The organism is Acinetobacter sp. BIGb0196 (assembly GCF_011759595.1).
Taxonomy (GTDB): Bacteria; Pseudomonadota; Gammaproteobacteria; order Pseudomonadales; family Moraxellaceae; genus Acinetobacter; species Acinetobacter guillouiae.
The window spans coordinates 1,868,158-1,882,383 of record NZ_JAAOZA010000002.1; the positions used below are offsets into that span (position 1 = coordinate 1,868,158).

General features: G+C 31.9%; 10 protein-coding genes. 4 read left to right on the forward strand and 6 right to left on the reverse strand.

Translation table 11 applies throughout. The annotated features are described in order from the left end of the window. Positions 1–259: 259 nt before the first annotated feature. Positions 260–1,192: an IS5 family transposase gene (locus FHR28_RS21365; protein WP_166783519.1), complete on the forward strand. Its 933-nt coding sequence runs from the start codon at positions 260–262 to the stop codon at positions 1,190–1,192. A gap of 1,897 nt (positions 1,193–3,089) precedes the next feature. On the opposite strand, the gene FHR28_RS21370 is transcribed toward FHR28_RS21365, so the two are convergent. The 5 genes from FHR28_RS21370 to fimA all read right to left on the reverse strand — a co-directional run bounded on the left by FHR28_RS21370 (position 3,090) and on the right by fimA (position 8,595). After that, entirely contained in the window at positions 3,090–3,605 is a 516-nt protein-coding gene (locus tag FHR28_RS21370) for a fimbrial protein (RefSeq protein WP_166783520.1), read from the reverse strand. A gap of 28 nt (positions 3,606–3,633) precedes the next feature. Further along, positions 3,634–4,662 (reverse strand): fimbrial protein, encoded by a 1,029-nt coding sequence (locus FHR28_RS21375; protein WP_166783521.1) that lies wholly within the window; start codon positions 4,660–4,662, stop codon positions 3,634–3,636. An 11-nt stretch (positions 4,663–4,673) separates the two neighbouring features. Further along, entirely contained in the window at positions 4,674–7,175 is a 2,502-nt protein-coding gene (locus tag FHR28_RS21380) for a fimbria/pilus outer membrane usher protein (RefSeq protein WP_166783522.1), read from the reverse strand. Between the two features lie 96 nt (positions 7,176–7,271). Beyond that, positions 7,272–7,961: a fimbria/pilus periplasmic chaperone gene (locus FHR28_RS21385; protein WP_166783523.1), complete on the reverse strand. Its 690-nt coding sequence runs from the start codon at positions 7,959–7,961 to the stop codon at positions 7,272–7,274. An 88-nt stretch (positions 7,962–8,049) separates the two neighbouring features. Continuing rightward, a complete protein-coding gene (gene fimA, locus FHR28_RS21390) occupies positions 8,050–8,595 on the reverse strand; it encodes a type 1 fimbrial major subunit FimA (protein WP_166783524.1) in 546 nt (181 codons plus the stop codon). Positions 8,596–9,120: 525 nt separating this feature from the next. Between fimA and FHR28_RS21395 the strand changes: the two genes are divergently transcribed. Together FHR28_RS21395 and FHR28_RS21400 are read left to right on the forward strand one after the other, a co-directional pair. Continuing rightward, positions 9,121–10,053 carry an IS5 family transposase gene (locus FHR28_RS21395; protein ID WP_166783525.1) on the forward strand — a complete coding sequence of 311 codons (933 nt, stop codon included), beginning with the start codon at positions 9,121–9,123 and terminating at the stop codon, positions 10,051–10,053. Positions 10,054–11,026: 973 nt separating this feature from the next. Then, complete coding sequence (locus tag FHR28_RS21400; protein ID WP_166783526.1) at positions 11,027–12,295, forward strand: hypothetical protein; 1,269 nt, start codon at positions 11,027–11,029, stop codon at positions 12,293–12,295. A 218-nt stretch (positions 12,296–12,513) separates the two neighbouring features. Here the strand turns inward: FHR28_RS21400 and FHR28_RS21405 are convergent, their stop codons facing one another. After that, positions 12,514–12,984: a MarR family winged helix-turn-helix transcriptional regulator gene (locus FHR28_RS21405; protein ID WP_166783527.1), complete on the reverse strand. Its 471-nt coding sequence runs from the start codon at positions 12,982–12,984 to the stop codon at positions 12,514–12,516. A 645-nt stretch (positions 12,985–13,629) separates the two neighbouring features. Here FHR28_RS21405 and FHR28_RS21410 point away from each other — a divergent pair. Next, positions 13,630–14,166: a spore coat U domain-containing protein gene (locus FHR28_RS21410; RefSeq protein ID WP_166783528.1), complete on the forward strand. Its 537-nt coding sequence runs from the start codon at positions 13,630–13,632 to the stop codon at positions 14,164–14,166. The last annotated feature ends 60 nt before the right edge of the window (positions 14,167–14,226 follow it).

Sequence of the window (14,226 nt, forward strand, 5' to 3'; positions counted from 1 at the left end):
AGGTAAATTTAGTATTATCCTAAATACGAAACTAAGCATTAAGTGAAGGGGGAATTGAATAGAAGGGGGAGTCTTATGACTCTTCCAGATATTTTGAATATTCCTATTTTTTAAGTTGTGGATTTATAGTTACTCTTAATTCACTTTAATTATCTGTTCCTACAGCAGATAATAAGGAAGAAAAATATACTTTAAGCTTTCAGTTGGCTTTGTTGCACAAACCTATCTCTAAAGGCTGATTCCACACTATAATTTTCAAATGAATAAGCCTCGCCCTAAAATTTACCGTACTCTTAATTGGTCTTCATACAACCGAGCTCTCATTAATCGTGGAAATATTGCCATTTGGTTTGATCCAAATACTCAGTGGTATGAACAACCGCATGGCAAACAAGGTCGAAATCAAATCTACTCCGATATAGCTATTCAATGCTGTTTAATGATCAAATCTCTCTTTCGGCTCTCTCTACGGATGGTTACAGGCTTTGTTCAAAGTCTGATTAAACTTTGCGGATTAGACTGGATAGCGCCAGACTACACCACGCTTTGTAGAAGACAAAAATATATTGATATTGTGATTGATTATCAAAAAAGTAGAAATGGGCTACATCTACTCGTAGATTCTACTGGCTTAAAATTTCTAGGTGAAGGTGAATGGAAACGCAAAAAACATGGACCCGAATATCGCCGCCAATGGCGTAAACTCCATATTGGTATTGATGCTAAAACCTTGCAAATACGTGCTGTACAGCTCACTACAAACAATGTCAGTGATTCACAAGTACTAGGAGATTTACTTGCTCAAATTCCATTGGATGAAAAGATTGACTCTGTTTATACCGATGGTGCTTATGACACTAAACACTGCCGAAAAGTCATTTTAGATCGACAAGCACATGCAGTGATTCCTCCAAGAAAAAATGCAAAGCCATGGAAAGATCAGCAAGCGAGGTCTATAGAGCGGAATGAGTTATTGAAAACAGTCAAACGGTTAGGAAGATCCCTTTGGAAAAAGTGGTCTGGTTATCACCGTCGAAGTTTGGTGGAAACCAAGTTGCATTGCATCAAATTATTAGGCGATAAATTAACATCAAGGAGTTTCCCTAGTCCGGTGAATGAGATTCATGCACGCGTAGCAGTCTTGAATAAATTCACAGAATTAGGTCGCCCTCATACCCAAGTTATGCCTTAAATTTGAGTGACTTGGGTAAATATTAACTTTTAAATCTTTGTGCAACAAAGCCCTTTAAGAATCTAAGGAACGCCCTCATCTTAACTGAACCCTATAAGTAAGAAACAAGTTATAGAGTTTTTAATGCCTAAATAAAATTAAGATCACATTTGACGAAATTATTTAAAATAGTTTTTAAAAACAGATGGGTAGCTTGTACAGATGAAAGATAAATCCATAAATAATGGTCAAGCTAGATAGCTAATTTTTCCTTTGTATTGGTGACAAAATATTGATGGATGCATGATATTCATAGACAGAAAGTTGTTGGTAATCTCAGATGAAATGAATATGAGATCAATAAATATAAAATTTTATCCCGTAGATTGATGACACATGATGAAGTTTTTTGTTATTGATAATAAAATTTTTTAGTTAAAAAAGAATACAAGGAATTAGGATCTAATTAAGCACAAATTTACCAGTATGCTATAATTCTTAAATAAAGAAGTGTTGGATGAAATTGTAAATAGTTCAACAAGTTTAAGATTGTGATAAAATTAATTTAATTTTTAATAATATTAGCACTTAAATTTTTTTTTGTGAATTATATTGTGTGTTTTAATGGTGGGAAATTGAATGCGTATTAATTTTAGGGTATTATAATAATAGATTTTATATTCTCATATTTCACTATGAGGGTGGATTTTTTAAGGTGAGTTATGTGGGAATTTATTAAAAGCTTTAATACAATAGATACTTATTTAATTGTATCTTTAATTTTATTAATTATTGTAATAGCTTTGTATTTTTATTGATTTATAAATGAAAATATAATTTTTAAATAGTAATTAAAATAATTTTAATTTTTTAAAATGTCTGTTAATATTAATATTTTTTTAAATTTTATTGAATGTTTCCTTTTTTAATTGTTAAAAGGGCTGTTGTAAAGCTCTTTATATATTAAAAAGCATAGCCAATATGCTATAACACAAAGAATTCCAATAACTACAAGTATAAAATCTGAAATATTATAGCCGTATATCGATAGGGTAAAGAAAGTAGAAAAATTAATTGTGTGTAATAGTTTGATTGTTAGATGGCGCATATTGGTTTATTGTAAATAGAATTATTTTATATTTAAAAAGCTTGAAAGGAAAGTTGTTTTTAATTAAATACATATTTATTTTTATATTTAAAAATTTAGTTTTTTATAAAACTATATTTTTCAGCTTTCTAGTTTTAACTTAAATTATTTTGAGGAGAGATTGCTGTCTATTTAAGCTGTTTTAGTAAATAAGGATGGTGGCGAAGAATTTATTTTTACTTCAGGCTGTGAATCTATAAATTTATTAAAATTAGTTAAGTTATGCTCCACCAGTTGGATGGATAATCTATTTATTATTAAGTTGATAATGAGTTAATTATAAATTTAAAGCTGATTATAATGTGAGCTGGTATTGGATTAAGCTATATTGGAATAATTAAATTAAATTTATTTTAATTGTTGGGTTTATATGGTCAATAAGTTGAAATTCAAAATAATTTATTTATAAATTTAGCTAGCTTTCTGAAGCTTAATATAAATCAAATTAAAATTACAAGATTAAGTTGTAAGTATAAATAGCAGAGTTACCAGGGCTATTCTTCTATTTTAACTTTTCTTGAATTGCTGGCTTAAGTTGATATATACTCTAAGTGTGATTATTTGTCATTTCTGGTGATTGATAAGTTGAAAAGCTATAGAGTTCTGCTGGACCCTTCTAGAAGTTTTGATTAATTAATTTTTTAAAAAAGAGAACTTTAGTAGCTATTAACTGACTAAAAACTTTTGATTTAAAATGGGATAAATATATAGTCAATACATATTTATAATGATGTTGATTTATGAATTATATTGACATCCTTGGACATGATTTTAATCGTAGTTTAGAATAAAATTAGCAGTTGAGTTTGCTCTACCCGCTGTTACATTTTTATTTATTGCAACATAGTTAGCGAAAAAATTTAAACGAAAATCCGTAGTATTATTAATTTTCGTTGGACTTGTGAAAATTCCAATTGGTAAAAGAAGACGATCTTTATCTAAAATTTGTATAGCAACATTTTTTGCAGTTGATTCATTTGATAAAGCTAAAAACTGAGGGTTGGTTGCGTATTTTGGTCCATCAAATGAAATTGAAACAGTTTTGGCAGTACAATCCAATAAGCGGATTGAAAAGGGTATAGGCCGTGTTTGATCACCTATATTGATCATATTTTTAGTTCCCCATGTCCCCAATGCTACATCTATACTTTTACTTTCAGGTGCTACAGTGCAAGTACGATCTACAATCAGCGCTTTAAAGCGTAAATTGATTTTTACTAAAGGGTCTGCATATGAAAGAGGTGTGAGTAATATAGTGCTAGCTATAAGAAATTTTAAAATATTCATTAATCTGCCTTGAATTGCATGTGGTTTGTTATTGAAAGTCAACCCGTATGTGACCTTGCGCCGCCACAGGTCCAGCTTGAGGAATTTCGCCTGTTACACTGACTGGCCAAGATTTAAGTATAAAACTACTACGTGCATTATCATCTAAACGAAATGGAATATAGCTATTAATATTATTCGGTATCAGTACTCGGTCACTATTATCAGCTATTTGAAAACCAACATCCGAATTATTTGAAAGAATAATATTATCTTTGGGATTAGCGACTTCAAGTCGTGCGGATAACATTTGTTGCGCATCAATATTCTTACAATCTATTCCAATGTTTTTAGTGATTGTATTAACACCTCGAGCTCTGTTTCCAGCACCTACTGAGAATGCACCTGATGAAATTTGCCCAAAATCAAACTCAATAACATCGCCGACATCAAAACTGCAAGACTGTGGTACTGTAAATGTTGTATTTAACCTAATAATTGCGATGGGTTGTGATGGGTTGTCATTTACCCCACTAGCAGCATAAATCAATCCAATATCACGATTGACTAAAAAAGATTGCCCAACAAACTTCTTTTTAATTCTAAGTTTAATATTGACTCGTCCTCCGGTTCCGTATGGTGGTAAGCAGCTTCCATTACATTCATTACTGACTGAATTTTGTGGAATATTTACAAATGTTTCACGACCTCCTACAATATATACTTGCATAGCGATTTGTAGATAATCGTTATTTGATACATTAAACCATTGAGCCCCGCCATCACTACCAGCAGGTGTTAAGCCTAGTGCTTCTTTAAATGTAAAGTAGGTATTGTAAACATTTCCTGCACATGGACCACCCATGTTATATTTACCACCTATATTTATTTCTCTCCAAGGTGTTGAAAACCCAATATAGTTTTGTGATGAATCAAAACTGTAATCAAAATTGAATTCATGAGGAGAACCAATGGGATAACAGTCTGCTGCATATGCTGAATCAATACTAAGCATCGCCATCATAAATAAAACTGGTTTAATTAAGTTGTTTAATGAAGGTTTGGTCATTGGTCTCATTTAATTATTTCCTATTGGCAATTTAGTTCAAGTGTTGCAATGCCTACATTTGATATTTTTTTATCAAATGTATATGACGTGCTACAGCTTTCGTTTTCAGTCAAGCCCCAAGAAATTTTTAATGTTCCGTTTTCTGCTAAACCACTTAAATATGTTTGTCCATCTTGACCGACGATGCTCGTAATATTTTGTTTTTCTTCTGTCACAGTTGAACCATACGGTACATAAGTACCTAGGTTTTTAATCGTAATAAGTGCTCTTTGCCCAATACGTGTATCAAATTTAGCGTGTACAATAGCTCCTTTCATTGGAACCAGATTCTGTACATTATTTAAAATTTCAGTCTGATCATCTAGAGTATTCGTTTCTAATGCGATACGATTTAAACGGTAGTTTTCAGCAAAAGGTAAAATGGCATAACCTTTTGAATTAGTATGAATATTGGTTGAATTTTCCAGTTTTACATTTTTTGCGCCTTGTGCATCCACTAAAACATTGGTGTCACCCAGTGTTTGGCCTAATGTCAAACCACCTGAATGCAGAATCATGCCGCCAGCAAGATCATAGTTAAAGCTTTTTTCTTTACCGCCGTCACTAAAACTAAAACCAACTCCAGCGCTGCCATATTTTGTTTCTAAGCGAGCAGAAGCTGTACCAAAACCACCTGTATCATTATGACCTTGTTGAAGGTTATAACTGAGTTGACGATTTTCCCCTAAAGAACCGTTAATACCAGTTTGTATTGAATCATTACCAGATGAGTTTTGAACAACACTTGAGTTACTGTATATATCATTACGCACACGATCTCGATGACCAAAAAAGGCATTAAGCGGTATTGCGATACTGGCAGCAATAGAATTGTTTTTATCATTATAAATGTTTGGTGAATCTTGCATTAACCATGATAATGAATAAGTAAAATATTTAAGTGAATTTGAGTAACCAACTTGATAGTTCTTCGATGGTTTTGGCGCATTCCAGTATGATTGATAATTCGCTGAAGCATATAAAGAGCCGTACTGACCTAAGTTTTGATTAATGTTGAGTTGAAAACGGCCTTTTTTAACATAATTTAAATTGTAATATGAACTTGGGTCATAATGAATATTACCAAAGTTATCAAATTTCTCTTCAGGCTCAAATTGTTCCATCGATTTATATGCAACATCATTGAGTGTATAAAAGCCTTTAGTTGAATATCGATAACCTAAAAGTTGTAATGTTGTTCCTAATTTATTCAATGATTTTGAGTAAAGTAAACGATAAGATTGGCCTGTATAATCCTGTTTGTCAGCTAAGGTACTATCGGCATGAGTCATATCAAAAGAAAATGCCCCCCATTCGCCCATATTCTTACCAATACCAAGCAACGCAGATTTATAATTTGAAGCTAACTGTGTTCCTCCAAAAAGTGTAATACCACCACTAAAACCACGATTTAATGTTCCTTGGAAAAATAAGGGATTATCTTGATCTTTATTACCAGTCCTAAACTCTCCCGCTGTAACATCAAAAGTTGTCCGTCCTTCACGTAATAGCATTGGAATACCTGAATACGGAACAATAAAATGTTGTATCGGACCAGCACTTTCTTCTACAGTAACATCTAAATCGCCACTTAATGCCATTGCTGTTAAATCAGTAATTTCAAATGGACCGGGGTTTACATTAGTTTGATAAACAATATAGCCATTTTGGCGAATGGTAAGGATACTTTTACTATTGGCAATGCCACGTACGACAGGGGCATAGCCTTGCATACTGCTTGGCAACATGGCTTCAGAACTATATAAGCGTGCGCCACGAAAACCGGTGCTGTCGAAAATCATGTTTTGAACATTACTGTCGCCAACAATTAATTCACTTTTGAGTGGGATAATTGATTTTTCGACATAATTTTGAACATTATTCCATTTAGATTGATGAGCATTAGCATCTTGATGATTAAAGTAGTTATAGGTCGAAATATTTTTAAATCTGAAACCTGCTAAATTGAATCCAGAATTTAGTGATACAAAAATGTTGTCACTTTTACTAGTTGTATTACCATTTAAATTATAATTTAAGTAAGCAGCAGTAATCCCAGAATCCCATTCAGAAGGGGGAATATAACCTTGTGCATGACTTTTCATCCAAAGTTGTGGAATACTGATATCAAGTCGTTGTAAATTAAAGTTATAAACTACATCTGCATCTAGAATATATTTTTTCAAATCGATACATTTTTCTTCTTTTAATTGTTCTACTTCTGGAAGGTCATATATTTTAACACCTAATAACAATAACCATTTACTATCTATACATGGAGCTAAACCACCAGACACCGAATCACTTTTTTCGGTTTGATTAAAGTTTAATTCTTTACTGACAGTAAAGTTATCATTGACATATACATTAACTCGATAGTTACCTGGTAATTGAAAGCCTTGTTCAAAATTAGATAAATCAGCAACCTGAGAGTTTCCTGTATTTAATAATAAAGCAGGATTAAAATAGTCTTGTGCTTGCACTAAATTAATAGTGAAAAAAAGAGAGCAAAAAGCAGTATTAAAATATAATATTTTTCTGAGGGAATGTAGCTCTATCATGTTATTTACTCTTTGCTTTTATTGGATATTGATTTTCCGCTCTTGGGTAAATGCACCATAATCATTAATTGTTTGGAATGTTATGTTGTGGCCGAAATGGTCTAAAGGCTTTTCTGAAAAAGGATCTAACATAAAAGTAGTTTGTGGTTGAGTATCAACTGTTAAATTTGCGACAGTCATAAAATATGGTGTCGGATTTTTCATTACGACCTTATTTTTTTGAATAGAAACCTCTAATAAACTTGGCGCATCCTCAATACGAATTGATAAATTTTCAGGGCGAATCATCATTTTTATTCGAGATAAAATGGCCAATTGAAGAACATTTTGTTTTTCTAATTCTTCTTTACTCACAGATGGTATTGCTTGAACATTTAAGTAATACAGTGTTTCTCGATCACGCGCTAAAGTTTGATTTGTATTAATAATACGTAACGAACTTTCAGATTTAGCTTCACTTACAAACATTGGTGGAGTCACGATGACACTTTTAATTTTTTTTGATGATGCATCTTCAATCCAAGTATTAATTAAAAATCTTTTATTCGTGGTGCTATTAATCACAGGCATAGAAGCTTGTTTTTTATCTTGTTCGTAAATTAATCTCGTTGCACCTAAAGCGATGCCACCGTTAGCATATGTCGCATTAATACAAAATACTGATGTCACGACAACACTTGAGATGAACTTAAAATAGTTACTTAACATTGTTTGTAATTCCAATATTTTTAGTCAATCTAAACTAGATTAATATAAGAAGGTGCCCCTACTTTAAATAAGAGCACCCAATAATTAATTAGTTATAAGTAATTGTGAAGTTGGCATCAGCATAAGCCTGACCAGCTGTTGCAGCTGCAGCAGTTGATTTATAACGAGCAATGAAATTAAAAGTGTTATTACCATTAATAAGGCTTTGTGCGTTAGAAAGAACAGTACCGTCTGGCGTTAAAATACCACCTTTGCTATCAGAAATTTCTACACCAACTCCAGTAGCACTAACCGCATTCGCAGCAGGACCTGAATGAATTTTTAATAAGGTCGCATCAGTTGTATCTTGAGGACCTGAGAATGCAAATTGAGCAGTTTTAGAAATTGCTGAATCACAGTCAACTAACTTAATTTGAAAAGGTACATTTGAGGTATAATCACCAGCTTTAGTGATTTTAGCAGTACGATGTTGACCAAGATCTACAGTTTGATTTGCAGTATCTGAACTCACAGCACAAGCAGCATTAACAAATTCACCTTTAAAGTGGACAGTACCACCTTCAACAGTTGGTGCTGCTTGAACTAAACTAGATGCAACAAGGGTTGTTGCTGCTACTAAAAAAGAAATTTTCATTTATAACTCCGATGTTTTTTGTTTAGTGTTTCAATTCATAAAAAATAAATAAAATGCATATTGGAACGCATTTTTTGTTGCTCAAACATTAGACTAAATTAAATTTAAAATGTAAAGAAATGTATATTTTTAATAATTAAATACACTTAAAAAATTTCTAGTTTTTATTTTAAGCTAATGACTTATAAATATTTAAATTAAAATATAAGTTCTTTTTTATGGTTTTAATTATGATCTATTTATAGTCGCTAGTGAATACAGTTTTTATAAAGTTAGTAATGCAATGTTAGAAAAGTTTTAAATTAAAATGATTATTACAATGGCAACCCAAGATAGCCTCAGATTTTTCTGAGGGTTGTTTTATTTGAGTAGATCGATATAGAATATTATAAAAGATATGAATTAGAATGAATTTTCATTTTCTAAATTGCTCTTTCATTCATTTGATACAGTACATTCTCTCTATTTAGTGGCTTTGTTGCACAAACCTATCTCTAAAGGCTGATTCCACACTATAATTTTCAAATGAATAAGCCTCGCCCTAAAATTTACCGTACTCTTAATTGGTCTTCATACAACCGAGCTCTCATTAATCGTGGAAATATTGCCATTTGGTTTGATCCAAATACTCAGTGGTATGAACAACCGCATGGCAAACAAGGTCGAAATCAAACCTATTCAGATACAGCAATCCAATGTTGTTTAATGATTAAATCCTTATTCCGTCTGTCTTTACGTATGGTCACTGGCTTTGTTCAAAGTCTCATTCAACTTTTTGGCTTGGATTGGGCAGCACCAGATTACTCCACCCTTTGTAGAAGACAAAAGCATATTGATATTTCGATTTGCTATCAAAGAAGTAGTGGTGGACTCCATCTACTGATTGACTCTACTGGTTTGAAATTTTTAGGTGAAGGTGAGTGGAAACGTAAGAAACATCAGCCTGAATATCGTCGACAATGGCGTAAATTACATATTGGTATCGATGCTGAAACCCTGCAAATACGTGCAGTTCAGCTCACTACAAACAACATCAGTGATTCTCAGGTACTCGGTCATTTACTTAATCAGATTCCACCAGCTGAACCACTTGATTCCGTTTATACTGATGGAGCTTATGATACGAAACAATTTCGAGAAATGATTTCCGATCGGCAAGCTCATGCAGTAATCCCACCCAGAAAAAATGCTAAACCTTGGAAAGATAAAAAAGTTCATTCGCAAGAGCGAAATGAATTACTTCAAACAGTTAAACTTTTAGGTAGGACACTATGGAAAAACTGGTCTGGCTATCATCGCCGAAGTTTGGTTGAAACCAAGATGCATTGCATCAAATTATTAGGCGATAAATTAACATCAAGGAGTTTCCCTAGTCAGGTGAACGAGATTCATGCACGTGTAGCAGTATTAAATAAATTCACAGAATTAGGTCGCCCTCATACCCAAGTTGCCACTTAAATTTGGCTCACTTAGGGAGGCTCTGCCTTTCAAGCCTTTATGCAACAAAGCCATAATGATGTAGAAACTGTTTATAGATATTATTCAAAAGTTATCAAATAAAATTGTTGGACCTCATAACTTAAATTTTTGAGTAAAAAGTTTAAAACCAAAAATAAATTTAAGTTTTTTTATAATTCTACTGGTATATGTGTATTTAAATGTGGTTTTTATATAGGTAAATTTGCAATAGTAAGTAATTAGTGTTACTTATTATGCATTATGTTGTGTTAGTAAAACTGTACGTTTATATTGAATTGTTGAAACTTCAGTATGTTAATATTTTGATGATAGACATTAATATTAATAATGAAAATTTTAGAAGTGGTATTTTATATAGAGAATGAAGATAGTAATAATTTTCTATGTTGGGAATGAATATGTTTCACGTGAACATTTTTTTAATTATTTTTTCGGATATAGTTTATTTTCTAGTCCTGATTAATATGACGTTAAAATTTGTTTGTGGAAGGGTATAGGGAAAGCAATTTCTATGCGGATAGAATAATGACGGAAGACATTTGAAATTTAGTGACATCATTTTTTTGAATATAAAGGTTTAAGAGTTGAAAACGTTGTTTTTTAAAACATTATGATAATGAATTTAATAGTTAGGGAACGAGTCAAAAATAAATGATTTATTTATATTAGCTTATATTTTTATTGATACAGACTATTGATTTTGGTCAACATGTAAAAGTGTCATACCGTATCCCATTCTCTTCCCCAAGGGTTTGGGATTTTTTTATGATAAACCTTGTTTAATTTGTCTGTTTCAAACGAATCTATAAAATATTTTTTAATCAATACCAATTTTTTAACATCTCTTACACCTTTTAAAACCTAATTTGACTGCTAAAAAGATTGAATATGAATTAAATGTTATGTTATAACGTAATTGTGTTTTGGAAGCAGCCCAATTAGAGGACCTAATGTGAAAGTCATAAAAAAAAATTATCAACTGAGTGCCTTATTGATTAGTGTATTTTTATCAGCGTGCGGAGGAGATGACTCAGCTAAATCTTCAACTGAAGTAACTTCAAAACCTCAAGAAGTAAAACAAAGTAATGAAGGACGCTTACTAATCGCCAACGCTGATACTGTACGTCCATTATTATCAACTTTTGATTTAAAGAATCAGAAAGTTATTAATACGATAAGTTTGAATTATGCGCCTTCAACTATGTACAGTAGTCCACAATTTCGTTATGCGGTGATGTTAAGTCGAAATGATGGTGTAGTTCAGTTTGCTGATAGTGGTATATTTAATAAAAATAATAGCATACAGAACAATTTACCTCATCTATTGGCATTTCAGCTTAAAGGGGCTACACCAGCCCACTATCGTAGTTTTAACGGTTTAGCTGCACTGTTTTATGACGGGAGTGATACTGAAGTTTCTAGATTCGATATATTTAATGATTTAGGAATTGAGAAACAGGCAATATCTAGCCACAAGTTACCAAAAAAACATCATGGTGTAGCCGAACCTCGAGGAGAATATGTGCTAAGTACGTATTTACCAAATAATGAAAATATTTTAAGTAAGGTGAAAAGTTACGAAATACATGGAGATCATTTTCATGAAGAGCAAACTTTAGTCAATGGGTGTAATCGACTGCATGGTGCATCTTCAATTCAGCAATATGCTGCATTTGGTTGTGAAGATGGTGTCTTGGTAGTTGAGCAAAAAGGGAGTCAATTTACTGATAAAAAAGTTTTTATTGACCAACGAATTACTACCGTTATAGGCCATGAAAAATTAGAAAAATTTGCAGCATTTGCGACAGGAACACATGCTTTATTTGTTGTTGATCCTAAGAATTTAAACGCTGTAAGTTTAGATTGGTCATCTTCTACAAAAGAGACAGATGGAAATACTCCCGTCAAACGGTTGCAACAAGTGGTTGATTTATCAGGTCATTACCTTGCTATTTTAGATAGTGTGGGTGTGGTGCATGTGATTGATACTCAAACTTGGCGTCGTGTTGGACATATTAAAGTAATAAATAGTATATCTAATACTGAGCTTGCTAAAAGTCGCTTGGTTGTAGCTGGGACATCAGGGATTGTGTTTGTGAATGATACTCATGCAAGAACGATTGTTGAATTAGATTTAAAAGATCTAAATATCAAAAGAACCATACAACTTACAGATGTACCAAATACCTTCACATGGCTAGGCGTACCGCAAGTATCCTAATATTGTGTATAAAAACCAGTTACAAGAAATTGGCTGGTTTTTTGTTTTAAATAACTATAATAAAAAATATAAAATTTTAAAGACTCTAAAATATGAGACAAGTAAACCTCTTTAAATTCAGTACACATCATTGGACGACGTTTTATATAATCCACTCGATCAAGAATTTTATTTGAATAGAATAAATTATTTTAGAATACATCTATAATTATTAAAATTTAATGTGTGTCGGAAAGGTTTTTAAAAATATGCTGCAGGGTGTTTAACAATTTTTCAACTTGTAAAGGAGGAAGGCCATTAAAAGATTCAGCCAAAACAGCATTACTAATTTCATTTATACTTTGAATTGCACGCTCACCTTTATATGTCAATATTACCCGAGTAAACCTAGCGTCAAGAGTGCATGAATAAGTACCAATGTATCCCTCATCTCTTAATCGATGCACAATTTTAGTAGTTGTCGATATTTTGCAAGTTATTATCTTAGATAAGTCTGATATTGAAGCCTTATTTTTACTTTTTAAAGCGAGTAAAATTTGACGTCGTGAATTATCTAAGCCGTATATTTTTAATGCATTGTCAACATTTTTAACATATTGATTATGAGTTTGTGTAATCCAGTAATATGGTGAATTTATTAAATTAAAATCTGATGTTGATGAAAAAAATTTACTATATTTTTTATTCATATTTTAAACACCTTGCTTAGAAAGTCTAGATTTCAATAATAATTAAAATTATTAAGAAAACTATATGAATTTTAAGATATCCTATCACTATAATATGTTTTTCTTTGAGGTTTTTCAATGTTTATTTTAATGTATTTTATTGTGTTTTAATTATATAAAATGCAATTAATAATGTTTTATTTGAAATATTTTTATTTAACAACATGAGAGGGGTTGGAGCTTTCTAATTTACCAGAATCAATTATAAGTAATGACTTAAGTTAGATAAATATTTAGAGTCATTTTTAAATGGAAGCCTAAAAAGAGCTTATTTATTTAGTTTATACTACACGAAAAGGCTCGTTTCCACTTGTTTAAAGTTTTTAACTCAGGAGTGAGAAGATAATATTTTTTAGGACTACTAAGAATTAATATAATACTTATGTTGATCTGAAGATCTTATTATATATTTAAATATAATTAAAACATACTGTGTTTTAATTATATTTTTATTATTATTTTTTTAATAAAAACAATATTGTAAGTAGATATTTAAATGATTGGTTCTATATTTATTGAACGCTTATTGAGCATATGTGATTATGTGTTCTCTTTCACACTTATTTGTGTGAAAGTTAATGAATAATGCATATCACTGGAAATAATATGAATATTTTTACAAAATTGACGCTAACTGTATTGTTAGGCACAGGATATATCGCAACTGCACAAGCTGCTGTTACTGGTCAAGTTGATGTAAAACTCAATGTTTCGACGGGTTGTTCTGTTGAAGGTTCTGAAGTCGCTGGAGCTATGAACCAATTTGGTAGCTTGGATTTTGGTAAAACTTCTGGTACTTGGACTAACGTTTTAACGGCTCAGGTTGCTTCAGCAGGTACAGGTAATCACCTGACTGTAAAATGTGACAGTGCAGATCCTGTTGGATTTACTGTTGCAATTGATGGTGGTCAGCGCGCTGATCGTAGTCTTAAACATGCCACTGCTACAGATGTAGTTAGCTATAACGTCTTCCGTGATGCAGCACGTACCAACCCATATTTAATAAATACAAATCAGGCTTTCACTGCTGCGAGTGGTGAATCTCAAGAAGTTCCAATTTTTGGTGCAATTGCTGCAAATAGCGGTACTGCAAAAGCACAAGGTGATTATACAGACACTTTGTTGGTAACAGTTAATTTCTAATCAGTATACGTAACAGTGAACAGGTTTGTTGTATAACAAACCTGTTTTAAGGAGGAACGT

What these genes read in the sequence shown, in the direction of transcription:
- FHR28_RS21375 (WP_166783521.1), bottom strand. Translation starts at nt 4,662, where the DNA reads ATGAGACCAATGACCAAACCTTCATTAAACAACTTAATTAAACCAGTT.
- FHR28_RS21395 (WP_166783525.1), top strand. Translation starts at nt 9,121, where the DNA reads ATGAATAAGCCTCGCCCTAAAATTTACCGTACTCTTAATTGGTCTTCA.
- FHR28_RS21385 (WP_166783523.1), bottom strand. Translation starts at nt 7,961, where the DNA reads ATGTTAAGTAACTATTTTAAGTTCATCTCAAGTGTTGTCGTGACATCA.
- FHR28_RS21405 (WP_166783527.1), bottom strand. Translation starts at nt 12,984, where the DNA reads ATGAATAAAAAATATAGTAAATTTTTTTCATCAACATCAGATTTTAAT.
- FHR28_RS21410 (WP_166783528.1), top strand. Translation starts at nt 13,630, where the DNA reads ATGAATATTTTTACAAAATTGACGCTAACTGTATTGTTAGGCACAGGA.
- fimA (WP_166783524.1), bottom strand. Translation starts at nt 8,595, where the DNA reads ATGAAAATTTCTTTTTTAGTAGCAGCAACAACCCTTGTTGCATCTAGT.
- FHR28_RS21370 (WP_166783520.1), bottom strand. Translation starts at nt 3,605, where the DNA reads ATGAATATTTTAAAATTTCTTATAGCTAGCACTATATTACTCACACCT.
- FHR28_RS21365 (WP_166783519.1), top strand. Translation starts at nt 260, where the DNA reads ATGAATAAGCCTCGCCCTAAAATTTACCGTACTCTTAATTGGTCTTCA.